This window comes from Methylobacterium sp. D54C (assembly GCF_053345595.1).
This window is the reverse complement of record NZ_JBKFAK010000235.1, coordinates 1-291: the sequence shown is the minus strand read 5'-3', so window position 1 is coordinate 291 and position 291 is coordinate 1. Positions and strand designations below refer to the sequence as shown.

Below are 291 nucleotides of genomic sequence, written 5' to 3'. Positions count from 1 at the left end.
GGCCCCGCCGCCGCCGTGGAGGAGGGGCTCACCCTCCGCCGTGTGGGCCGGCCGGCCGGCATAGGCCCTGTCCACGAGGGACGCGAGACCGGCCCCGACCCCGCCCCAGACCGCGAGACAGTCCCGGCCGAGGGCCGCGGGATGCCGGTCGCCGAGGATCTCCGCGTAGAGATCGTTGTACAGGAGGCGCCGCTCGGGGCCCCAGAGGATGAACGTCGGCCGGTTCGCGCCGAACATGACCCCGACGAGGGTCGTCAGCGATTCGGGCCAGGCGAACAGCGCGCCGAGGGG

At 75.3% G+C, this 291-nt stretch carries 1 pseudogene; it reads right to left on the bottom strand.

Going from position 1 to position 291, the window contains the following annotated elements:
* Nucleotides 1–291, bottom strand: a pseudogene (locus ACLBYB_RS33315) (hybrid sensor histidine kinase/response regulator); the annotation flags it as partial.